Source organism: Pseudogulbenkiania subflava DSM 22618, from assembly GCF_900177275.1.
GTDB classification, from domain to species: Bacteria; Pseudomonadota; Gammaproteobacteria; order Burkholderiales; family Chromobacteriaceae; genus Pseudogulbenkiania; species Pseudogulbenkiania subflava.
Genome location: NZ_FXAG01000013.1, coordinates 23598 through 45137, shown reverse-complemented (window position 1 = coordinate 45137; position 21540 = coordinate 23598). Strand labels below are relative to the sequence as shown.

General features: G+C 63.2%; 20 protein-coding genes and 3 tRNA genes. 22 read left to right on the top strand and 1 reads right to left on the bottom strand.

Going from position 1 to position 21540, the window contains the following annotated elements; all coding sequences use genetic code 11:
• Nucleotide 1: 1 nt before the first annotated feature.
• The 3 genes from B9N72_RS12475 to B9N72_RS12465 all read left to right on the top strand — a co-directional run bounded on the left by B9N72_RS12475 (nt 2) and on the right by B9N72_RS12465 (nt 363).
• Nucleotides 2–78: transfer RNA gene (locus tag B9N72_RS12475), tRNA-Pro, on the top strand.
• A gap of 74 nt (nt 79–152) precedes the next feature.
• A tRNA-Pro gene (locus tag B9N72_RS12470) sits at nt 153–229 on the top strand.
• 58 nt (nt 230–287) lie between these two features.
• A tRNA-Thr gene (locus B9N72_RS12465) sits at nt 288–363 on the top strand.
• Between the two features lie 166 nt (nt 364–529).
• Here B9N72_RS12465 and B9N72_RS12460 read toward each other — a convergent pair.
• Nucleotides 530–1405, bottom strand: coding sequence for an SPOR domain-containing protein (locus B9N72_RS12460; RefSeq protein WP_234985973.1), 876 nt, complete (start codon nt 1403–1405; stop codon nt 530–532).
• A 40-nt stretch (nt 1406–1445) separates the two neighbouring features.
• On the opposite strand from B9N72_RS12460, the gene ndk reads away from it, so the two are divergent.
• The 19 genes from ndk to B9N72_RS12365 all read left to right on the top strand — a co-directional run bounded on the left by ndk (nt 1446) and on the right by B9N72_RS12365 (nt 21539).
• Nucleotides 1446–1871, top strand: a complete 426-nt coding sequence (ndk, locus tag B9N72_RS12455) for a nucleoside-diphosphate kinase (protein ID WP_085276717.1) — start codon at nt 1446–1448, stop codon at nt 1869–1871.
• Between the two features lie 60 nt (nt 1872–1931).
• On the top strand, nt 1932–3026 hold the full coding sequence (gene rlmN, locus B9N72_RS12450) for a dual-specificity RNA methyltransferase RlmN (RefSeq protein WP_085276716.1): 1095 nt from the start codon (nt 1932–1934) through the stop codon (nt 3024–3026).
• Nucleotides 3023–3760 carry a type IV pilus biogenesis/stability protein PilW gene (gene pilW, locus B9N72_RS12445; protein WP_327078293.1) on the top strand — a complete coding sequence of 246 codons (738 nt, stop codon included), beginning with the start codon at nt 3023–3025 and terminating at the stop codon, nt 3758–3760. The genes rlmN and pilW overlap by 4 nt, the downstream gene beginning before the upstream one ends.
• Nucleotides 3760–4647: a RodZ domain-containing protein gene (locus B9N72_RS12440; protein WP_085276715.1), complete on the top strand. Its 888-nt coding sequence runs from the start codon at nt 3760–3762 to the stop codon at nt 4645–4647. The genes pilW and B9N72_RS12440 overlap by 1 nt, the downstream gene beginning before the upstream one ends.
• Before the next feature lie 12 nt (nt 4648–4659).
• Nucleotides 4660–5940, top strand: coding sequence for a flavodoxin-dependent (E)-4-hydroxy-3-methylbut-2-enyl-diphosphate synthase (gene ispG, locus B9N72_RS12435; protein WP_085276714.1), 1281 nt, complete (start codon nt 4660–4662; stop codon nt 5938–5940).
• A 30-nt stretch (nt 5941–5970) separates the two neighbouring features.
• Nucleotides 5971–7242 (top strand): histidine--tRNA ligase, encoded by a 1272-nt coding sequence (hisS, locus tag B9N72_RS12430; protein WP_085276713.1) that lies wholly within the window; start codon nt 5971–5973, stop codon nt 7240–7242.
• Between the two features lie 24 nt (nt 7243–7266).
• A complete protein-coding gene (locus B9N72_RS12425; protein WP_085276712.1) occupies nt 7267–7896 on the top strand; it encodes a YfgM family protein in 630 nt (209 codons plus the stop codon).
• Between the two features lie 3 nt (nt 7897–7899).
• Nucleotides 7900–9042: an outer membrane protein assembly factor BamB gene (gene bamB / locus B9N72_RS12420; protein WP_085276711.1), complete on the top strand. Its 1143-nt coding sequence runs from the start codon at nt 7900–7902 to the stop codon at nt 9040–9042.
• Between the two features lie 12 nt (nt 9043–9054).
• Entirely contained in the window at nt 9055–10446 is a 1392-nt protein-coding gene (gene der, locus B9N72_RS12415; RefSeq protein ID WP_085276710.1) for a ribosome biogenesis GTPase Der, read from the top strand.
• A 246-nt stretch (nt 10447–10692) separates the two neighbouring features.
• Entirely contained in the window at nt 10693–10953 is a 261-nt protein-coding gene (gene hfq, locus B9N72_RS12410; protein ID WP_085276709.1) for an RNA chaperone Hfq, read from the top strand.
• Nucleotides 10954–11040: 87 nt separating this feature from the next.
• On the top strand, nt 11041–12177 hold the full coding sequence (gene hflX / locus B9N72_RS12405; RefSeq protein ID WP_085276708.1) for a ribosome rescue GTPase HflX: 1137 nt from the start codon (nt 11041–11043) through the stop codon (nt 12175–12177).
• Nucleotides 12164–13369: an FtsH protease activity modulator HflK gene (gene hflK / locus B9N72_RS12400; protein ID WP_085276707.1), complete on the top strand. Its 1206-nt coding sequence runs from the start codon at nt 12164–12166 to the stop codon at nt 13367–13369. The genes hflX and hflK overlap by 14 nt, the downstream gene beginning before the upstream one ends.
• Nucleotides 13370–13372: 3 nt before the next feature.
• The gene (hflC, locus tag B9N72_RS12395) at nt 13373–14254 is read left to right on the top strand and encodes a protease modulator HflC (RefSeq protein WP_085276706.1); all 882 of its coding nucleotides are present in this window, start codon (nt 13373–13375) and stop codon (nt 14252–14254) included.
• A 100-nt stretch (nt 14255–14354) separates the two neighbouring features.
• On the top strand, nt 14355–15506 hold the full coding sequence (locus B9N72_RS12390; RefSeq protein ID WP_085276705.1) for an ATP phosphoribosyltransferase regulatory subunit: 1152 nt from the start codon (nt 14355–14357) through the stop codon (nt 15504–15506).
• A 34-nt stretch (nt 15507–15540) separates the two neighbouring features.
• Nucleotides 15541–16836 (top strand): adenylosuccinate synthase, encoded by a 1296-nt coding sequence (locus tag B9N72_RS12385; RefSeq protein WP_085276704.1) that lies wholly within the window; start codon nt 15541–15543, stop codon nt 16834–16836.
• Between the two features lie 576 nt (nt 16837–17412).
• On the top strand, nt 17413–17826 hold the full coding sequence (gene gspG / locus B9N72_RS12380) for a type II secretion system major pseudopilin GspG (RefSeq protein ID WP_200810981.1): 414 nt from the start codon (nt 17413–17415) through the stop codon (nt 17824–17826).
• Between the two features lie 11 nt (nt 17827–17837).
• On the top strand, nt 17838–19028 hold the full coding sequence (locus B9N72_RS12375; protein WP_085276702.1) for a type II secretion system F family protein: 1191 nt from the start codon (nt 17838–17840) through the stop codon (nt 19026–19028).
• Nucleotides 19025–20725, top strand: a complete 1701-nt coding sequence (locus B9N72_RS12370) for a GspE/PulE family protein (protein ID WP_085276701.1) — start codon at nt 19025–19027, stop codon at nt 20723–20725. Before B9N72_RS12375 ends, B9N72_RS12370 begins: the two co-directional genes overlap by 4 nt.
• A complete protein-coding gene (locus tag B9N72_RS12365; protein ID WP_085276700.1) occupies nt 20706–21539 on the top strand; it encodes a hypothetical protein in 834 nt (277 codons plus the stop codon). The genes B9N72_RS12370 and B9N72_RS12365 overlap by 20 nt, the downstream gene beginning before the upstream one ends.
• Nucleotide 21540 lies beyond the last annotated feature (1 nt).

The following is a 21540-nucleotide window of genomic DNA, read 5'->3' as shown; positions in this document are numbered from 1 at the left end:
TCGGGGTGTAGCTTAGCCTGGTAGAGCGCTACGTTCGGGACGTAGAGGCCGGAGGTTCGAATCCTCTCACCCCGACCACAAATTTGATAAAACGCTTGCGAATATCAAATGATTTTTGTAAAATGTGTTTCCTCTGAATTTTATTCAGAAATCGGGGTGTAGCTTAGCCTGGTAGAGCGCTACGTTCGGGACGTAGAGGCCGGAGGTTCGAATCCTCTCACCCCGACCAGATTCGAAAAAGCCTTGATGCGCATCATACGTCAAGGCTTTTTTACCAAGTTTGGTTTGCCGGTATAGCTCAGTTGGTAGAGCAGCGCATTCGTAATGCGAAGGTCGGGGGTTCGACTCCTCTTACCGGCACCATATAAAAAAAGCCTGGCGGCGATGCCAGGCTTTTTTATTTCCAGTTTATGCAGCCTGAACCTTGTTGCCACTGCGCGAGTCGCCCGCGGAGGGGCTTGAGCGGCACCTGTCGGCCGCGAGTCGTTCCTTGCCGGTGACTCGTCGCCCCTCGTGTCGTGCGGAGGGGTTACTGTGTCAGAGGTGCCAGCAAGGAACTGTAGCCCAGTTGGTGCAGCTTGTTCATGGTCTCCTCGGCTTCGGCACGAGTGCGGAATGGGCCGACGTGCACCTTGGTCTCGGTGTGGGCTTCGATACCGTTGGCCTTGAGGGTCTCGACCAGCTTCTGCGCGTTGCCCAGGCTTGTGAACAAGCCGAGTTGCACCTTGTAGCCCAGCGAGGAGCCTGCCGGCCTGGCCTTGTTGACGGGCGCAGGCGCAGGGAGGGGTTCGTTCTGGAGTTGCGGCTTGAAGGCTTGGGGAGGCACGCTGCTCTCCTCCTTGCTCTCTTCTTTTGCCACCGGGGCCGTTTTGACCGTCGGGGCGGGGGTGGTGGTCGGAGCCTTGGCTTGGGGCGGGATGGTCGGCGTTTTCGCATGGATGGCCGCGACACCCGGGGTCTTGCTGGTGTCCGGGGCGGGGGGGGCGATATGGCCCGATGGTGTCGGGCTGGCCGGAGTGGTTTGCGATGCAGGCTGGCTGGCTTCCATCGCGGCCGGTGTGCTGCTTTCAATCGCGGCGGGGGGCTCTGTCGCGGGGGCTGACGCGACATTGGCGATCTTGCCCGAGCTTCCTTGTGGTTCGGAGGCTGTCATGGCAACTTCGTCGCGTTTGCCAAAATGGTCCAGAACCGGGATGGCGGCCAGCGCCAGCGCTACCAGGCCGCCGGCGATAAGCAGGCGCTGCTTCAGTTTTCGACTGATATCTTTTTCTTCGCCGCCTTTGGGCGGAGGGGGTGTCTGGGTGTCTGGGCTCATTGTGCTTAAATTTTGTGCAGCAAAGGCTTGAAAAGGCTGGTAAAGTACCGGGTTCCTCAGAATTGGGTAGCCCGAATGGCTAGGCTGCAAATTAGTTTAGCCATTTGTCTTGGAATTAGGGAGATTTTTTATGGCAATTGAACGCACTCTGTCCATCATCAAACCGGACGCCGTAGCGAAAAACGTTATCGGCAAGATCTACGATCGTTTTGAATCGGCCGGCCTGAAAGTTGTCGCCGCCAAAATGAAGCACCTGTCCCGCGCCGAAGCCGAAGGCTTCTACGCTGTGCACAAAGAGCGTCCTTTCTTCAACGACCTGGTGAGCTTCATGATCTCCGGCCCGGTCATGATCCAGGCGCTGGAAGGCGAGAACGCTGTCCTGAAGAACCGCGAACTGATGGGCGCCACCGATCCGAAGAAAGCCGACGCCGGCACCATCCGCGCCGATTTCGCCGAGTCGATCGATGCCAACGCCGTGCATGGTTCCGACAGCGTTGAAAACGCTGCCATCGAAGTGGCCTACTTCTTCGCCGCTTCCGAAGTCTGCTCGCGTTAATTAGCCGTATTGCTGTACCGGGGTGGCCGCCATGGCGGCTGCCCTGTCAATGAGGATTGCATGAAAACCAACCTGCTCGACTTCAATCTGGCCCAGTTGACCGATCACTTTGCCGCGATGGGCGAAAAGCCGTTCCGCGCCAAGCAGGTGATGCGCTGGATGCACCAGATGGGCGAGGCTGATTTCGACGCCATGACCGACATCGCCAAGAGCTTGCGCTGCAAGCTGCACGAGTCGGCCGAGGTGCGCGTGCCCGACCTGATGGTCGAACAGGCTTCCAGTGATGGTACCCGCAAGTGGCTGCTCGACGTCGGCACCGGCAACGGTGTCGAAACCGTGTTCATCCCCGAGGATGATCGCGGCACCTTGTGCATATCATCCCAGGTGGGGTGTGCCCTCGAATGCACCTTCTGCTCCACCGGCCGCCAGGGTTTCAACCGCAACCTGTCTACCGCCGAGATCATCGGGCAACTGTGGTGGGCCAACAAGGCCATGGGGGTGACGCCGAAGAATGAACGCGTCATCTCCAACGTGGTCATGATGGGCATGGGCGAGCCGCTGGCCAACTTCGATAACGTGGTGTCGGCGCTGCAGATCATGCTGGACGACCATGGCTACGGCTTGAGCCGTCGTCGCGTCACGGTGTCGACTTCCGGCATGGTGCCGCAGATGGACCGTCTGCGCGAAGCCTGCCCGGTGGCGCTGGCCGTCAGTCTGCACGCGCCGAACGATGCCATTCGCGACGTGATCGTGCCGATCAACAAGAAATACCCGCTGCGCGAACTCATGGCAGCCTGCCAACGCTACCTGGAAAAGGCCCCGCGGGACTTCGTGACGTTCGAGTACGTGATGCTTGACGATGTCAACGATAGACCCGAACATGCTCGCCAGTTGATTGAGCTGGTGAAAGAGGTGCCGTGCAAGTTCAATCTGATCCCGTTTAATCCGTTCCCGAACTCGGGTTACGAGCGTTCCAGCAACAACGCTATCCATCGCTTCCGGGAGATGCTGCAAGAGGCGGGGTATGTGGTGACTGTGCGCAAGACGCGTGGTGACGATATCGACGCCGCTTGCGGCCAGTTGGCGGGGCAGGTGCAGGACAAGACGCGACGCAAGGCAAAGTGGATTCCAATCGAGGAGGATGGTGCGGCATGAAGAAAGGGCAAATGTGGCTTGCTGGATGCTTGATGGCTTTTGGCATGACTGTATTTGCTGCCGCACCGACCAACGAACTGGCTCAGATCCGCACCCAACTGGCCGTGGAGTATTCCCGGATCGGTAATTACAAGGCGGCGCTGCTGTCCGCCGATCAGGCTATCGCCGCCGATCAGCGCTACGTGCCGGCCTACCTGGCCAAGGCCTATGTGCTGACCTTGCTGAAGGTGGATGGCGACGCCGAGCAGAATTACCAGAAGGCCTTGGCGATGGAGCCCGCCAATCCGGAAGCCAATAACAATTACGGCGAATTCCTGTGCGACCACGGGCGGGCTCAGGACGGCATGGGCTATTTTGCCAAGGCCCTGGCCAATCCGCTGTACGACACCCCGCAGACCGCCTACCTGAACCTGGGGCGGTGCAGTGCCTTGCTGGGGCAGAAAGCCCAGGCCAACGACTATTTGTTGTCGGCCTTGCGCGTCTCTCCTAATTATCCGCCCGCGCTCAAGGAACTGGCAGCACTGCACTTTGGTCAAGGTAACGCCAAACTGGCCGCGTTCTATTTCGATCGCCTGGCCGACAACGTTGGCGAGATGCCGGCCGACGTGTTGCTGTTGGGGGTGAAAATCGCCCGCAAGACCAATGAGCAGGGCAAGGCCGATCTCTATGCCGCAAGGCTCAAGAGCCGATATCCCGATTCGAAAGAAACGCAAGAGTTGTTGAGTGGTCTTTGATGGAATCACAAACCGAACAGAATAGTACCCTGCCGCCAGACCGCGATAGCGTCGGGGCAGCGCTCAAGGCAGCCCGTGAGGCCGCCGGTCTTAGCCTGGGTGAGGTGGCGGACCGCCTCAAGCTGTCGCTCAAGCAGCTGGAGGCGATCGAGGCCGACCGTTTCGAGGCGTTGCCTGGCGCCGCCTTCGTTCGTGGCTTCGTGCGTAATTACGCCCGGTTTCTGGGCCTGGATGCCGTACCCTTGATGGCACGGCTGGAGGAACGGTTCCCCTCGTCCGTCAAGGAGGTGGCGAATCTCTCCAAGGAGGTCGAGGCGGCTTCCGTGGTCAGCGAACCGGAGGAAACGTCCGGACTGCTGGGAAAGCGGGCGATCCTGCTGGTGCTGGTGGTCGTCTTGGCCGCCGGTGCGTTCTGGTTTGCCCGCCCTGGGTCCGAGCCGGCCAAGGACGAAGCCAAACAGGACCTGGCGCCGATGCTGACCGAACAATCGACGGCGTCGGCCCCGGTCGAGGCCGTGTCTGTCAAGGACGCATCGGCGGAGGTGACGGCACCCGCACCCGAACCCGTTCCCGCCCCAGCGGCTAAGCCCGCTCCCGCCGTGGCGGCTGCGCCGGCATCCGCTCCCGTCTCCGCGCCGCCCACGGCGGGGAGCGGCACGGTCAAGCTGGTCGCCAAGCAGGATGCCTGGGTGTCGGTGATCGATGGCAACGGCAAGAAACTGGTGTTTGAGACGCTCAAGGCAGGAGCAGCCAAGGAAGTGACCGGTCAGCCGCCGTTCAAGCTCACGGTTGGCAACGCCACGCAGGTCGATGTCTCCCTCAACGGCCAACCGGTGGTGTTGACCGGCAAGATTCGCGGTACCACCGCCAGACTAGAACTCAAGTAGGTAATCTGTCACATGGATAGCGTGCTGATCGCGCGACGCCCCACCCGTCAGGTACGAGTGGGGCATGTTATTGTCGGCTCAGAGGCGCCGGTGGTGGTGCAGTCGATGACCAACACCGATACTGCCGACGCGGCCGCGACCGCCCAGCAGGTATTCGAGTTGGCCGAAGCCGGCTCGGAGCTGGTGCGCATCACGGTGAACTCACCCGAGGCCGCCGCGGCGGTCGCCGAGGTGCGCCAACGCCTCGACGACATGGGTTGCAACGTGCCGCTGGTGGGCGACTTCCATTTCAACGGTGAGCGTCTGCTGCGCGACTATCCCGATTGCGCGCGTGCCCTGGCGAAGTACCGTATCAACCCCGGCAACGTCGGCAAGGGCGCCAAGGGCGACGACAAGTTCGCCTACATGATTCGTGCCGCCATCGAGTATGACAAGCCGGTGCGTATTGGCGTCAACTGGGGCAGTCTGGACCAGTCCCTGGCGGTGCGGTTGATGGACGAGAACAGCCGTCGTGCCGAGCCGCTGGCACCGGACGCGGTGATGCGCGAGGCGCTGATCGTGTCGGCGCTGGAGAGCGCGGGCAAGGCGATGGAACTGGGGCTGCCGGCCGACAAGATCATCCTGTCGTGCAAGGTTAGCCATGTGCAGGACCTGATTTCGGTGTACCGCGATCTTGGCCGGCGCTGCGACTTCCCGCTGCACCTGGGGCTGACCGAGGCCGGCATGGGCTCGAAAGGCATCGTCGCATCGACCGCCGCGCTGTCGGTGCTGCTGCAGGAGGGCATTGGCGACACCATCCGCATCTCGCTGACGCCGGCTCCGGGTGAGTCGCGCAACAAGGAAGTGGTGGTGGCGCAGGAAATCCTGCAGACCATGGGCCTGCGTTCGTTCACCCCGCTGGTGACGGCCTGTCCCGGCTGCGGCCGTACCTCCAGTACCTTCTTCCAGGAACTGGCCGACAGTATCCAGAGCTATCTGCGTGAGCAGATGCCGGTGTGGCGCCTGCAATACCCGGGCGTGGAAGACATGAAGGTCGCCGTGATGGGCTGTGTGGTGAACGGCCCCGGCGAGAGCAAGCTGGCCGACATCGGCATTTCCCTGCCGGGCACCGGCGAGGTGCCGGTAGCGCCGGTCTACGTCGACGGCGAGAAGGACGTGACGCTGAAGGGCGATACCATCGCCGCCGATTTCAAGGCGCTGGTAGACGATTACGTGCGCACCCGCTACGGCGAAGGCGGTGCCAAGCGCCGCGATGCCGCCGCGCGCACGATACCGATCAAGACGATCGGCTGAACTGAAAAAAGTGATGAGAAGAAGCGAACGATGACGCAAAAGATCCAGGCCATCCGCGGCATGAACGACGTGCTGCCGGCCGATTCGCACCAGTGGGAGTATTTCGAGAACATCCTGCGTGGCTGGCTGGCCGATTACGGCTATCAGAACATCCGCACCCCGATCGTCGAGGAAACCCGGCTGTTCGTGCGCTCCATCGGCGAAGTGACCGATATCGTCGAGAAGGAAATGTATTCCTTCACCGACAGCCTGAACGGCGACAGCCTGACGCTGCGTCCAGAGGGCACCGCCGGCACCCTGCGTGCCGTGGTCGAGCACAACCTGTTGTACAACGCCACACAGCGGCTGTGGTACATGGGACCGATGTTCCGCCATGAGCGTCCGCAGAAGGGCCGCTATCGCCAGTTCCACCAGATCGGCATCGAGGCGCTGGGTTTTGCCGGGCCGGACATCGACGCCGAAATCATCCTGATGACGGCCGACCTGTGGAAGCGCCTGGGCTTGGCCGACAGCGTGGAACTGCAGCTCAACACGCTGGGCAACAAGGACGAGCGCGCGGCGCACCGCGAGGCGCTGATCGCCTATCTCGAGCGTCACCACGACATGCTGGACGAGGACGGCAAGCGCCGCCTGTATACCAATCCGCTGCGCGTGCTGGACACCAAGAACCCGGCGCTGCAGGAGATCTGCAACGCCGCGCCACGTCTGACCGACTATCTGGGCGAGGAGTCGCGCACCCATTACGAGGGCTGGAAGGCGATGATCGACGGCCTCGGCATCCGCTACGTGGAGAATCCTCGTCTGGTGCGTGGGCTCGACTACTACAACCAGTCGGTGTTCGAATGGGTGACCACCGAGCTGGGCGCGCAGGGCACGGTGTGCGCCGGGGGTCGCTACGACGGTCTGGTCGAGCAGCTGGGCGGCAAGCCGGCCCCTGGCATCGGTTTCGGCATGGGCCTGGAACGGGTGATGCTGCTGCTGCAGGAAAAGAGCCGTCTGCCGGCCTCGCGTGGGGTGGACGTCTATCTGGTGCAGCAGGGCGCTGGTGCGCCGCTGTACGCCATGCAGCTGGCGGCAGCGTTGCGCTCCTCCGGCTTGTCGGTGATTCAGCACTGCGGCGAAGGCAGCTTCAAGTCGCAAATGAAAAAGGCCGATGGCTGCGGCGCGCAGTTCGCTGTGATCGTCGGTGAAAACGAAGTGGCCAACGGCACGGCGGTGGTCAAGCCGCTGCGCGTCGAGGCTGCTCAGGAAACCGTCGCGCTGGCCGCGGTGGCCGACACCATTACCCGAATCAAGGCTTGAATAAAAACATAAAGGGGGAACGCGATGGCGTTCGACTTGCAGGAACAGGAACAGATCGACGAGCTGAAGGCCTTCTGGGCTCAGTGGGGCAAGTGGATTTCGACGGCGGTGTTGGCCGCCGCGCTGGGCTACCTGGGCACCAAGGGCTGGGCGTATTACCAGCGCTCCCAGGCGGAGAAGGCCGTCGTGGTTTACGACGAGGTCGCCAGTGCGGCCCAAGCCGGTGACCTGGCCAAGCTGAAGCGTTCCATTGCCATCTTGCAGGGCGACTATGGCCGCACCGCCTACGCCAGCCGCGCGGCTCTGGTGGTGGCCAAGGCCGCCTTCGAGAAGCAGGACCTGGCCCTGGCCAAGTCGCAGCTGAGCTGGGCCGTGGAGCATGCCAAGGAGCCGGCTCTGCAGGCGGTGGCTCGTCTGCGCCTGGCGTCGGTGCTGCTCGATGAAAAGCGCTACGACGCCGCCATTGCCGAGTTGAACCAGGAGCATGTCAGTGCCTACGATGCCCTGTTTCTAGACCTGAAAGGCGATGTTTACGCCGCCAAGGGCGACAGCAAAGCCGCGCGTGACCAGTACCGCTCGGCCTTGGCCAAGCTGGTGGGGGATTCGCCCAACCGCCAGTATATTCAGACCAAACTTGATGCCCTGGGAGGCTGAGCGATGCGCTGTCGTGTACTGGTTTCTGCCCTGATTTCCGCCAGCGTGCTGTCTGGCTGCGCCAGCTGGTTTAGCAGTTCCACACGTGTTGAGCCGACGCGGTTGCAGGCGGTGCGCGTGGAGCAGCCGCTCAAGCTCAAATGGTCCGACTCGGTCGGCGATGTCGCCCATGGCGGTTTCCTGCCGGTCTACCAGAACGGTAACGTGGTGGTGGCCGAGGCCCGTGGCCACATCGAGGTATTCGACGCCCTGAGCGGGCGCAAGGTCAGCGAACTGGCTCTCAAGCGCGAGCTGAGTGCCGGCCCCGGCGTGACCGACACGCTGGTGCTGGTGCCGACCACCGATGGCCGCTTGCTGGCGGTCGATCGCTCCAGCGGCGCGGTCCGCTGGGAACAGACGCTGACCAGCCTGGCGCTGGAAGCGCCGCAGGCCGGCAGCGAGGTGGTCACGGTGCGAACCAACGACGGCCGGGTAACCGGCTTCGCTTTGGCCGACGGCAAGCAGCTCTGGTCGGTGTCCCGTGTCTTGCCGCAGCTGACGGTGGAAAACAATGGCTCGCTGCAGCGTGCCGGGGACGAGGCCATCCTGGCCGGCCAGGCCGGAGGCCGTCTGCTGGTATTGAGCCCGAAGAATGGCAACGTGCTGTGGGAGGCCAGTGTGGCCAGTCCGCGCGGGGCCACCGAACTGGAACGCGTCACCGACGTGGTGTCGCGCCCGGTGTTCGACGCCGGCCAGGTGTGCGCCGTGGCCTTCCAGGGACGTGTGGCCTGCTTCGACGCCCGCGGCGGCAATCTGCTGTGGGCGCGCGACGTATCGTCCAGTCGCGGGCTGGCGGTCGATGAGCGCAATGTGTACGTCACCGGCGACGATGGCAGTCTGTGGGCGTTCGACCGCAGCACCGGCCGCAATATCTGGAAGCTGGATGATCTGAAGTATCGCAACGTGTCGGGTCCAGCCATGCTGGGCCGCTACGTGCTGGTGACGGATGGCGAAGGATATGCCCATCTGGTCGCCGCTGACAGCGGCCGCATCGTGGGCCGCACCAAGGTCGGGACCGAGCGCCTGACCGGACAACCGGTATCGTTGGGCGATACGGCGCTGGTATTGGGCCGTAACGGTCGCCTGGCGATGCTGTCACTGGAATAAAGCAGTCTTTTGATGAAACCAACCGTAGCTCTGGTCGGCCGCCCCAACGTCGGCAAATCGACCCTCTTCAACCGCCTGACCCGCAGCCGGGATGCCTTGGTGGCGGATCAGCCGGGTCTGACCCGCGATCGCCATTACGGTCATGGCCGTGTCGGTGAGAAGCCGTATCTGGTGGTCGACACCGGCGGCTTCGAACCGGTCGTGGACGAAGGCATCCTGTTCGAAATGGCACGCCAGACCCTGCAGGCGGTCGACGAGGCCGATGCCATCGTGTTTCTGGTCGACGGCCGCACCGGCATCACGCCGCAGGACAAGATCATTGCCAACCGCCTGCGCCAGAACGACCGTCCGGTATTCCTGGTGGTCAACAAGGCCGAGGGTATCAGCCAGTCGATCGCGGGAGCCGAATTCCACGAACTGGCTTTGGGCGAGCCCCTGGCGATCTCGGCAGCGCATGGCGACGGCGTACGCGAACTGATGGAGATGGTGCTCGACCCGTTCCCGGCCGCCACCGACGAGAAGGAGGCGCGGCATCCCAAGTTCGCCGTGATCGGCCGCCCCAACGTCGGCAAGTCGACGCTGGTGAACGCCATCCTGGGCGAGGAGCGGGTGATCGCGTTCGACCAGGCCGGGACCACGCGCGACAGCATCTACATCGATTTCGAGCGCGACGACCATACCTACACCATCATCGATACCGCCGGGGTGCGCCGGCGCGGCAAGGTCAACGAGGCCATCGAGAAGTTCTCGGTGATCAAGACCATGAAGGCCATCGAGGATGCCAACGTGGCGGTGCTGGTGCTGGATGCCCAGCTCGACATCTCTGAGCAGGACGCTACTATCGCCGGTTTTGCGCTGGAGGCAGGACGGGCGCTGGTGGTGGCGGTCAACAAGTGGGACAACATCGACGGCGAGCAGAGGGAGCTGGTCAAGCGCGAGATTGCGCGCAAGCTGGGTTTCCTCGACTTTGCCAAGTTCCATTACATCTCGGCCATCGAAGGGCGCGGCATCGCCGACCTGTTCAAGTCCATCGACGAAGCCTACCGTGCCGCCATGGTGAAGCTGGCTACACCCAAGCTGACCCGTGTGTTGCAGGTGGCGGTAGAGCGTCAGGCTCCGCCGCGGGTGGGTCAGGTGCGACCGAAAATGCGTTATGCTCACCAAGGGGGCATGAATCCGCCGATTATCGTGATTCACGGCAACGCGCTGGAGAAGGTTCCGGACAGTTATACGCGTTACCTGGAACATACGTATCGCAAAGTGTTCAAATTGCAAGGAACACCGTTGCGGGTGCAGTACAAGTCGGCCGAAAACCCCTTCGACAGCGAGAAGGAGAGCAAGGGCGGCAAGCCCGGCAAACTGGTGACGCTGGGCAAGAAGGGCAAGCTGCGCAACAAGCCTTGAAACACGTCGCTGGCCGTGCGGGACTGGGTCTCGCCGTGCCGGCCGTGGTGTGGCCGGGAGTCATCCTGCATGAAGCGTGTCTAATGGTTTCCGGGCTACGGCGATGTTCAAACCGCCGTGGTTCACCTGTCTGTTGAAACTGGTTCGTAGTACGTCCGCCGCTTTTCTGCTAGAAAGATAGCTGGTTCTAGTGGTCGGGCTGATACAAGATTTTCAATACAACAATCATCGATTCGGAGAAAACGAATGAGCTCTAAAGGGCAAATGTTACAAGACCCGTTCCTGAACACCCTGCGCAAGGAACATGTGCCGGTGTCCATTTATCTGGTTAACGGTATCAAACTGCAAGGCCAGGTCGAGTCTTTTGACCAGTATGTGGTCCTCTTGAAGAACACGGTAACCCAGATGGTTTACAAGCATGCCATCTCCACCGTGGTGCCGGCCCGCCCGGTATCCATCCCGCACGAGCAGCCTGCTGGCCAGAAGTCCGAGCAGCAAGACGCTTGATTGTTTACGCAAACCCCGAAAGGTTGGCCGGGTTCCCCATGAATGGGGACCTTCCAGCCTTTCTTTTTGTGAGTCCGGTTATCTCAGGTGTTTGACCGTCCCGATTTAGGTGATCAGGCCATCATCGTCTGCCTGGATTTCGGCGACCCCGATTTCCAGGAAAACGTCGATGAGTGCGTCGATCTCGTCAAGAGTGCTGGCGTCGAAGTCATGGGCCTGGTCCATGGCAAGCGCCAGCGTCCCGATGCGGCCCTTTTTGCCGGCAAGGGCAAGGTCGAGGAAATCGCGGCGCTGGTGCGCGCGACTTCGGCCAACGTGGTGATCTTCAACCATCAGCTCTCGCCCGGTCAGGAGCGCAACATCGAGCGTGTGCTGCAATGCCGGGTGATCGACCGCTCCAGTCTGATTCTGGACATCTTTGCCCAGCGCGCGCGCAGCCATGAGGGCAAACTGCAGGTCGAACTGGCGCAATTGTCGCATCTGGCGACACGACTGGTGCGCGGCTGGACCCACCTGGAGCGGCAGAAGGGCGGTATCGGCCTGCGTGGCCCGGGTGAAACCCAGCTGGAAACCGACCGCCGCTTGCTCGGCAACCGCGTGAAGATGCTGAAGACGCGCCTGGAGCAGGTACAGACGCAACGCAAGACGCAGCGCCGCGGGCGTCTTCGCAACGGTATCGCCTCGGTGTCCATCGTCGGCTATACCAACGCCGGCAAGTCCACGCTGTTCAACGCGCTGACCAAGGCCAAGAGCTACGCCGCCGACCAGCTGTTTGCGACGCTGGACACCACCAGCCGCAAGCTTTACCTGAACGAACAGGCCTCGATCGTGGTGTCCGACACGGTGGGCTTCATCCGCGATCTGCCGCATACGCTGGTGGCCGCTTTCCGTGCCACGCTGGAAGAAACCGTGCAGGCCGATCTGCTGCTGCACGTGGTCGATTCGGCCAACCCGATGCGCGACATGCAGATCGAAGAGGTCAACCGCGTACTGGAGGAAATCGGCGCCGACGAGATTCCGCAGCTGATCGTCTGGAACAAGACCGACCTGCGCGGACTGGAGCCGCTCATCGAGCGCGACGCCGACAACCTGCCGCAGGCGGTGCGGGTCTCGGCGCTGACCGGGGACGGCCTGGAACTCCTGCGCGAGGCTCTTGCTGAACGGGTGCAGCAGCTTGCTGCCCCTCACCCTAGCGAAGATAGAAACAATAATGTCGCAGCATGATCCCAAGTGGGGACGGCGTCCGAACGACGGACCGCCGGACCTTGACGAACTGTTCCGCAAACTCAACCAGAAACTGGCCCGCCTGCTGGGAGCCAAACCATCCGGCAAGGCACCGGAGCCGCGTGTTGCGTTCAAAGGGGGCGTCGGCGCTGCCCTGGGCGTGGTGGTGGCACTGTGGTTGGCCAGTGGCTTTTACGTGGTGGATGCGCGAGAAGAAGGTGTGGTGCTGCGTCTGGGGCGTTATCACCACACGACTGAGGCGGGCCTGCAGTGGCACCTGCCGTATCCGTTCGAGAAGGTGGAGATCGTCAATCTGACCGAGGTGCGCAGTATCGAGGTGGGCTATCGCAGCAGCGCCAAGAACCGGGTGCCGGAAGAGTCGCTGATGCTGACCGAGGACCAGAACATCATCGATGTGCAGCTCTCGGTGCAGTACGACGTGCGCGACGCCAGGGCGTTCCTGTTCAACAATGCCACTGGCGATCGCGACGCCAAGGACATCGTCAAGCAGGCTGCCGAGACCGCGATCCGCGAGATCGTCGGTCGCAACAAGGTCGATTTCGTGCTGAACGAGGGGCGTGCCCAGATCGCGGCGGAAACCCAGCGACTGATCCAGAGCGTGGTCGACCGCTACGTCCTGGGCGTGCGTATCGCCAAGGTGAACATCAACGACGTGCAGCCGCCGGGAGAGGTGCAGGCGGCATTCGAGGACGCGGTCAAGGCGGGCCAGGACAAGGACAAGCTGCGCAACGAGGGGCTGGCCTACGCCAACGACGTGGTGCCCAAGGCCGAGGGTCTGGCCGCCCGTCTGACCGAGGAGGCCGAAGCCTACAAGCAGCGCGTCGTTGCGCGCGCCGAAGGCGATGCCGCCCGCTTCAAGCAGGTGTTGCCCGAGTACAACAAGGCGCCCAAGGTCATGCGCGACCGGCTCTACTTCGACATGATGCAGCAGATCATGACCAGCAGCAGCAAGGTGCTGGTGGACCAGAAGGGGGGCAGCAATCTGCTCTATCTGCCGCTCGACAAGCTGATCCAGTCGACCGGCCCGGGCAACGGCGCGGCGGCCAGCCCGGCCCCCACGGCGCCGGCCCCTTCCCGGGCCGAACCTGCTGCACCGCCCGCTGCAGCCACTCCGCCGCGGGAAGGGCGGGATGTGACCCGGGGACGTGACATGTTCGGAGCGGAGCGCTAAGCCATGGAAAGAATGGTATCTGTAGTCGTGGCGATCGGCGGCCTGCTGTTGCTGGCCAGCCTGTCGCTGTTTACCGTTGACCAGCGCCAGTTCGCCCTGCTGTTCCAGTTTGGCGAAGTGGTCAAGATCGTTACGCAGCCGGGCATCCACTTCAAGGTGCCGCTGATGCAGGATGTGCGCTATTTCGACCGTCGGGTGCAGACCATCGACGCCGAGACGCCGGAACTGTTCAACACGCGCGAGAAGAAGAACGTGCTGGTCGACAGTTTCGTGAAGTGGCGCGTGATCAACGTCGAACAGTTCTACAAGAGCGTCGGCGGCAACGAGGCGGCGGCCGTGGCGCGTCTGCGACAGACCATCAACGACGGCCTGCGCGCCGAATTCGGCCAGAAGACCGTTGCAGACGTCATTTCTGGCCAGCGCGACCAAGTCATGGAGGTTGTTCGCAAGCGTGCCGACGCGGATGCGCGTAAAATCGGCGTAGAAATTCTCGATGTGCGCTTAAAGCGCGTCGATTTTCCGGATAAAATCAGCAGTTCGGTCTACGATCGCATGCAGTCCGAGCGCCGCACCGTGGCGAGCCAGCTGCGAAGCGAGGGCGCCGCCGAGGCCGAGCGCATCCGTGCCGAAGCCGACCGTAAGCGCGAGGTGACCTTGGCGGAAGCCTATAACAAGGCGCAGCAGGTCAAGGGCGAGGGTGATGCCAAGGCGGCGGCGATCTATGCCGAAGCTTATGGCAAGAACCCCGAGTTCTACGCCTTCTGGCGCAGCATGGACGCCTACAAGGAGTCGTTCAGGAACAAGAGCGACGTGCTGGTGCTGGAGCCATCCAGCGAGTTCTTCCGTTACCTGAAGAACCCGCAGGCGGCAGGCAAGGCCAAATAACAATCTGATGATAATCGTGACCGGCCGAGACGTTTTCGGCCGGTTTGCTGACGGCAAGGCGGGGCAACCACCCCCGCCTTTTATTCTGTACTGAGTACTTATGCGTAACTGGCTGCTCCCCGAACATATTGCAGATATCCTGCCCGCCACCGCTCGCCAGGTCGAATCGGCCAAGGCTGCCATGCTGGAGCTGTTCCGCACGGCCGGCTACGAGCTGGTGTTGCCGCCGCTGATCGAATACGCCGATGCCCTGGTGTCGGAAGGCGATAGCGCGCTGGATATCAAGACCTTCAAGCTGGACGATCACCTGTCCGGCCGCCAGCTCGGCCTGCGCGCCGACATTACCCCGCAGGTGGCGCGTATCGATGCCCATCTGCTGTCCAACCGCACCGGCGTGACCCGGCTGTGCTATGCGGGCAGCGTGGTGCACGCTCGCCCCAGCGGCCTGATGAGTTCGCGCGAGCCGCTGCAGGTCGGGGCCGAGCTGTACGGCTACGCCGGCATCGAGGCCGACCTCGAGATCATCGAGCTGATGCTGGCGACGCTGCGCCAGGTCGGGGTCGACAAGCTGCGGCTGGATGTCGGCCACATCGCCATTTTCCGCGGCCTGGCCGCGGCGGCGGGCCTGGCTGCCGAAGACACCCGCGAGCTGTTCGGCGCCTTGCAGTCCAAGGACATCGCCACGGTGCGCGAGTTGGTGGCCGACGTGGCCGAGCCGTACAAGAGCGCCTTCCTCGCCTTGCCGGAGCTGTATGGCCCGCGCCAGGTGCTCGACAAGGCCCGCACCCGGCTGCCGTCGCTGCCGGAGGTGGAGCTGGGGCTGATGCAGCTCACCGCGATCGCCAATGCGCTGGACGGGCAGGTGGAGCTGAGCTTCGACCTGGCCGAGCTGCGCGGCGATTTCTACCACACCGGCCTGATGTTTGCCGCCTACGCGCCCGGCTGGTCCGAGGCGCTGGCGCGTGGCGGACGTTACGACAACGTCGGCCGCAAGTTCGGCCGGGCACGCCCGGCGACCGGCTTCAGTCTCGACCTGCGCGACCTGGTGCGCATCCTGCCCGAGCGCGACGCCGCGCAGGGCATCCGCGTGCAGGCGCGCGACCTGGCCGCCGCGCGTGACGCCGTGGCCGCGCTGCGTGCCGGTGGCGAGCGGGTCATCATCGATTACCTGGGTGAATCGGCCGTGGCGCTGGATTGCGACCGCGAGCTGGTCTTGGCCGCCGATGGCTGGCAGGTGGTTCCGTTTAACTGAGTTTTAGTGTTTGACAGAGAAGAGGTTCTTTCCAATGTCCAAGAACGTTGTCGTGATCGGTACCCAGTGGGGTGACGAAGGCAAGGGCAAGATCGTTGACTGGTTGACCGATCACGCCCGTGGCGTGGTGCGTTTCCAAGGCGGTCACAACGCCGGCCACACCCTGGTGGTGGGCGGCAAGAAGACCGTGCTGCGCCTGATCCCGTCCGGCATCCTGCGCGAAGGCGTGGACTGCTTCATCGGCAATGGCGTGGTGCTGTCGCCGGAGGCGCTGCTGAAGGAGATCGACGAGCTGGAAAGCGCCGGCGTCGACGTGGCCTCGCGCCTGAAGATCGCCGAGAACTGCACGCTGATCATGCCGTACCACGTGGCGCTGGACCAGGCGCGCGAAGCGGCCAAGGGCGCCAGCAAGATCGGCACCACCGGTCGCGGTATCGGCCCGGCCTACGAAGACAAGGTGGCGCGCCGCGCGCTGCGCGTGATCGACCTGTTCGATGCCGAGCTCTTCGCCGCCAAGCTGAAGGAAAACCTCGACTACTACAACTTCCAGCTGACCCAGTACTTCAAGGCCGAGCCGGTGGACTTCACGTCCACGCTGGAAACCACCATGCTGCTGGCCGAGCGCATCAAGCCGATGGTGGCCGACGTGTCGCGCACGCTGTACGACCTGAACAAGGCCGACGTGCCGCTGCTGTTCGAAGGCGCCCAGGGCACGCTGCTCGACATCGACCACGGCACCTACCCGTTCGTGACCTCGTCCAACTGCGTGGCCGGTGCGGCCGCTCCGGGTGCCGGCGTGGCGCCGCAGATGCTCAACTACGTGCTGGGCATCGTCAAGGGCTACACCACCCGCGTCGGTTCCGGCCCGTTCCCGACCGAGCAGGAAAACGACATCGGTGCCTTCCTGGCCAAGCGTGGCAACGAGTTCGGTTCGGTGACCGGCCGTCCGCGTCGCTGCGGCTGGTTCGATGCCGCTGCGCTGAAGCGCTCGATCCAGATCAACGGCGTGTCCGGTCTGTGCGTGACCAAGCTCGACGTGATGGACGGCCTGGAAGAGATTCTGCTGTGCGTCGGTTACAAGATCGACGGCAAGGAAGTGGATATCCTGCCGTTCGGCTCGGAAGCCGTGGCCAAGTGCGAGCCGATCTACGAAACCATGCCGGGCTGGAGCGACTCCACCTTCGGTGTGAAGAAGTGGGAAGACCTGCCGGAGAACGCGCGTGCCTACCTGACCCGCATCGCCGAAATCTGCGAAGCGCCGGTCGACATCATCTCCACCGGCCCGGACCGCGAAGAGACCATCGTGATGCGTCACCCGTTCGGTCTGTAAGACTGTTGCGAGGTTGGCCGAAGAACGGCCCTCATGAGGGCCGTTCTTGAGATTGTGGACAAACCCCTTTTGCGAAGCGGAAGGGGTTTGTCGTGTAAACAGGAAGGCGGCGGATTGAATCACTGATTAGGCGCGGCCCGGCTTTGCCGGGTCCGGCAGAATCTGAACAAGGTGCTTTGTCAGCCGCCTGAACGGACCCCATGGGGTCCGTTTTTTTTATCCCTGTGTCGCCTTCCGCAGCGGTGTTCGTCCCGTTTTTTTTCTGGTCCGGTTCTTGTCGTTCTTGGCTGTGGCGGTATACGGCTAAATCGGGTGGCGGCAGTGGGCGTGGCACTTTCTGTCAAATGAGTAAGGGCTATCCAACGTCATTTCTTTAAAAATGATTTAAATCACAATTCATTCATAGAAAAAAATCAGGGCGGAATCTATAACAAGATCAATGTGGTATCTGTCGTTAGTGTAGTAATGAATTGTGAAAACTTGGAGTGCCAGCAGCGAGGGGCGCTGAAAGATGCCCCAGGCTCCAGGATGGTCGGAAGGAGCGAGGGCGTGGAGGCAGAGCGGTTGTCCTGTGTCATGAAACAACGCCTGGAGCGGGGTTTTACCTTGCTGGAGCTGCTGGTGGTGATGGTGATCATCGGCCTGCTGGCGGGCTATGTCGCCCCGCGTTATTTCGCCCAGGTGGGCAAGGCGGAGGTCAAGACGGCGCGTGCACAGATCGATGCGCTGGAGAAGGCCCTCGACCAATACCGTCTCGACACGGGCCATTACCCTTCTACCGAGCAGGGCCTGAATGCGCTCTATGTCAGGCCCGCCGACGAGGCCAGATGGGAGGGGCCGTACTTGAAGAAGGGGGTTCCGATGGACCCGTGGGGCACCGCCTATCAGTACCGCAAGCCGGGTGAGCACGGTGAATACGACCTATTCAGCTACGGCAAGGACGGGCAAGCCGGTGGCAGCGGCGAGGATGCTGACATCGGCAACTGGTAGGACGACAGCTCATGCGCTTCGAGATAAAAGCGGTCAAGAACAGTGGCGAGGTTACCTTGCTGGCGCTGGAGGCCCTCAACGACGGCGAGGCCGTCAACCAGGTCAAGAGCCAGGGCTACACGGTGCTGGCGATCAAGCAGAAGTCGTCGTCTCTCGCCCTGCCGACCCTGAAACATAGCCGCTTCCAATTGTTGCTGTTTACCCAGGAGCTGTTGTCGCTGCTGGAGGCCGGGCTGGCGCTGGTCGAGGCGATCGAAGCGCTCAACGAGAAGGAGCCGCGACCGGAGTCGCGCCGGGTGCTGGAGCGTCTGATCCAGCGCCTGTACGAAGGCCAGACCTTGTCGGTGGCGTTGCAGCAGTTCCCCGATATCTTTCCGCCGCTCTATCTGGCCACGGTACGCGCCAGTGAAAAGACCGGCGATCTGGAAGACGCACTGGGGCGTTACGTGGCGTATCAGACGCAGGCCGACGTGGTGCGCAAGAAAATGATCAACGCGTCCATCTACCCCGCCATGCTGGTCACCGTCGGCGGGCTGGTGCTGGTGTTCCTGCTGTCCTACGTGGTGCCGCGCTTCGCCCACGTTTACGAGGCGATGGGCACCGAATTGCCGCTGTTCTCGCGTCTTCTGCTGGCCTGGGGGCGACTGATCGAAGCCCACGCCGTCACCCTGTTGCTGGCCCTGCTCGCCGTGCTGGGAGGGAGCGTGTACCTGTTCTCTCTGGCGGGGGTGAAGCGCTGGATCGGCACCCGGCTGTGGAAGATTCCCGCCATCGGCCAGCGCATGCGAATTTACCAACTGGCCCGCTTCTACCGCATGCTGGGTATGCTGCTGACCGGCGGCACCCCGGTGGTACAGGCGCTGGGGATGGTGTCCGGCTTGCTGCAGGCCTCTCTGCGCGAACAGCTGCTGCAGGCGGCGCGCGATATCCGCGAGGGACGCTCGATTTCCCGCGCCATGAGCAGCAACGGCCTGACCACCTCGGTGGCCTTGCGCATGCTGCGGGTGGGCGAACGTACCGGTCAGATGGGCGGCATGATGGAGCGCATCGCCAGTTTCTACGAAGAGGAGATGGCCCAGGCGGTGGAGCGCTTCACGCGCCTGTTCGAGCCGGTACTGATGGCCTTTATCGGGCTGGTGATCGGCGGTGTCGTCATCCTGATGTACCTGCCGGTCTTCGAGCTGGCCGGGAGTATCCAATGAGCAGCGATCTATCCCCCCTGCCGGAGGCGCCGGCCCGCTTCACGCCCGAGCAACTGCAGCAGGCCCGCGAGGAAGCGCGCCGTCGCGAGCGCCCCGCGCTGGACGTGCTGGAAGAGCACTCTGGCCTGACCCACGAACACTTCGTCCAGAGTCTGGCCGAGACCTTCCATTATCCGGCGCTGACCATGGCCGATCTCGATGCGCTGCATCCGGCGTTCGACGTCATTCCCTACGCCGAGGCTGTGCGTCACGAGTGCCTGGCGTGCCGCGACGGCGAGGAGGAACTGCTGGTGCTGTTCGCCGACCCGCTCAACGCCGATCTGCAGGCCTGGGCCGACCACGTGGTCGGTCGTCCCGCACGCTGGTGCCTGGTGCACCGGACCGACCTGAGCGCCTTCCTGACGCGCCAGGAGGCATCGTGGCGAGCGGTGGACGTGCTGCTGGCCGGCGAGGCCGACCAGGCTGCCGCGACCTCCCTGGTGGAGGACATTTCCTACAAGTCGATCAGTGAAGACACCAGCCAGGTCGTCAAGCTGGTGCACTCCATCATCTACGACGCCCTGAAGGTGGGGGCCAGCGATATCCACCTCGAGAGCGACGGCGCGGGGCTGGTGATGAAGTACCGCATCGACGGCGTGCTGGACGCCGTCGGCAGCCTGAACGGCATTGATCTGGCCGAGCAGGTGGTGTCGCGCGTCAAGGTGATGTCGGATCTCGATATCGCCGAGCGGCGCGTGCCGCAGGACGGCCGCTTCAAGATCGCCATCCAGGGACGCGAGGTGGATTTTCGCGTCTCGATCATGCCCAGCATCTTCGGCGAGGACGCCGTGCTGCGCATCCTGGACCGGCGCGCTCTGACCACTCAGCTGCAAGGGCTGCGGCTCGACAGCCTGGGCTTCGATACTGCGTCGATAGAGGAAGTCCGCCGCTACATCCAGGACCCTTACGGCATGGTGCTGGTGACCGGGCCGACCGGGAGCGGCAAGACCACCACGCTGTACGCGGCGGTGACCGAAATCAACACCGGGCACGACAAGATCGTCACCATCGAGGACCCGGTCGAGTACCAGCTGTCGGGGGTGCTGCAGATCCAGGTCAACGAGAAGAAGGGGCTGACCTTTGCCCGTGGCCTGCGTTCCATCCTGCGGCACGATCCGGACAAGATTCTGGTGGGCGAAATCCGCGATACCGAGACCGCGCAGATCGCGGTGCAGGCGGCGCTGACCGGCCACTTGGTGTTCACCACGGTGCACGCCAACAACGTGTTCGACGTCATCGGGCGCTTCGTCCATATGGGGGTCGATCCCTACAGCTTCGTCTCGGCGCTGAACTGCATCTTCGCCCAGCGCCTGGTGCGGCTGAACTGCCCGTACTGTTCCCAGGCTGACCAACCCGACGCCCAACTGGTGGCGGTTTCTGGCCTGTCGCCCGAGCAGGCGGCGGCGATCGAGTTCCGCCGCGGCCGCGGTTGCGGCCACTGCCGCGGCTCCGGCTACAAGGGCCGCAAGGCGATCGGCGAGATGCTGCGCCTGACCGACGAGATCCGCGAGCTGATCGTGGCGCGCGAGCCGATACGGCACATCAAGGAAGCGGCGCGTCGCAACGGGACGCGCTTTCTGCGTCAGGCCGCGGTCGAGCTGGTGAAGCGCGGGGAAACCACTTTACAGGAAATCAACCGTGTCACTTTCGTTGAATGACCGGGTCAAGATGGCGCTGTGTCCGGACCGGGTGATCCTGATGCGTTTTTCCCATGGCCTGCATCCGCACCTGCTCGCCAAGTGCATCGTGCCCTGTCCCGAGGTGGAGGCCGCGTCGGGCTGGCCCGCCGCGGTCGCGGTGCTGCGCGAGGCGCTGAAGGCGCCGGAGTGGCAGAAGGCGGCGACGACGCTGGTGATCTCCAACCATTTCGTGCGTTATCTGCTGATCCCCTGGAACGACCAGCTGAGTTCGGACGAAGAGTGGCTGGCGATGGTGCGGCATTGTTTTCGCCAGGTCTACGGCGACGCGGCGGAGCGCTGGGAGTGCCGCTGGAGCGGCGGGGGCTTCGGCATGCCGCTGATCGCCAGCGCCATCGATCCGGAGCTGCTGCTGGCCTTGCACCAGGTGGCGCAGGAGACCGGGGTGAAGCTGGACTCGGTGCAGCCCTACCTGATGGCCGCCTTCAATCACTGGCGTCGCCGCATGGTCAGCGACAACGGCTGCTTCCTGCTGACCGAACCGGGGCGCATCGGGCTGGCCTGCTTCCACGATGGCCAGTGGGGCGGGCTGGTGTTCGAGCCGCTGCCGCCGAGCGACACCGCCGCCGTGCTCCCCGAACTGCTGCAGCGCATGCTGCTGCGCCTCGAGATGGGGGAGGCGCCCCATGACATCTTCGCCTTCGCCGCCGAGGTACCGGAGTCGGCGTGGCGGCAGACGGACGGGCCGACCATCCGGCTGCTGCCGCTGGAACCCTTGCCCGGATTGCCGCCGGAGGCCGGCGCCGAGTACGCCATGGCGCTGATGGGAGAGTGAA